This is a genomic window from Pseudanabaena sp. PCC 6802, assembly GCF_000332175.1.
GTDB lineage: Bacteria > Cyanobacteriota > Cyanobacteriia > Pseudanabaenales > Pseudanabaenaceae > PCC-6802.
This window is the reverse complement of record NZ_KB235910.1, coordinates 350,501-351,367: the sequence shown is the minus strand read 5'-3', so window position 1 is coordinate 351,367 and position 867 is coordinate 350,501. Positions and strand designations below refer to the sequence as shown.

Sequence of the window (867 nt, the reverse complement as noted above, 5' to 3'; positions counted from 1 at the left end):
GCCCGAGCAGAAAGCGTTCAACCGCCAACTTGCGCGCCAACGGGTTGGCATTGAGCATGTTAATCGCCGCTTGAAGATCTTCCGCATCTTATCTGGACGCTATCGCAATCGTCGTCACCGCTTTGGTTTGCGTTGCAATCTAATTGCTGGTCTCTACAATTTTGAACGCTCTCAAGGCTCCTCAGTTGGCTAATTTGCAAGAGGTCTAATCTGCCCAGTAAGAGCGTCAATTATGAGTTGACATTTGAGCGTGTGCCCTTTCTGTTTGCCGCTATAAAAGGCACGTTGGTGCCGCTTAGGACGCTCAATGCGAGTTTCAGTCACATCAACGATCGCGACTGTAGGTATCCCAAAGCCCCGCACCAACTGGCGCTTCCCAGGTAGTCGAAAGCGACGTGAGCGGATTAAAGTCTCCTCTACCCAATGCACTATTCGACAAACTGTAGACTCGCTGATGCCCCAATAGTGGCGATGTGAAAGTAGGTGCGATATTCCCGCCAATACTCGAAGGCAACCAATATGCGGTCTTCTAGTCCGAGTTTAGGCTTGGCTCCAGGTGTTGGCGTTGCTCGCCACTCTGGTTTAAGCACTTTCACAATTGCTTTGAACGTATTAGTCTCGATACCAAATCGACGCTTAAAGTGTGCAGCAGGTAGGGTTTGCGCTATTATATAGTTCATCATCAGGACGCTTTTCGTTATTGCTATGTCCTGATATTTTCCTATCTTGGGGTTCTTTGGCAACTCAACCTCAACCTAATCTGCAAGAGGTCTATTACTTCGACGGTGGAGCTATTTGGCACGGTGCAGGATACGAATCTGGCGGCTTATACGGTTGCGGTGGCTCCGGTGGGTAGCGATGCGTTTG

At 49.6% G+C, this 867-nt stretch carries 2 protein-coding genes and 1 pseudogene; 2 read left to right on the top strand and 1 reads right to left on the bottom strand.

All coding sequences use genetic code 11. The features are described 5' to 3' along the window. Window positions 1-193, top strand: a 193-nt coding sequence (locus PSE6802_RS27360; RefSeq protein ID WP_019498351.1) for a transposase family protein, incomplete at its 5' end; no start/stop codon positions are given. Between the two features lie 14 nt (window positions 194-207). Here PSE6802_RS27360 and PSE6802_RS34605 read toward each other — a convergent pair. Then, a pseudogene (locus PSE6802_RS34605) lies at window positions 208-680 on the bottom strand (helix-turn-helix domain-containing protein); the annotation flags it as partial. Here PSE6802_RS34605 and PSE6802_RS34600 point away from each other — a divergent pair. Further along, window positions 660-867 (top strand): hypothetical protein (locus PSE6802_RS34600; RefSeq protein ID WP_225902625.1); only part of this gene is annotated, 208 nt, incomplete at its 3' end. The pseudogene PSE6802_RS34605 and the gene PSE6802_RS34600 sit on opposite strands and share 21 nt — an antisense overlap.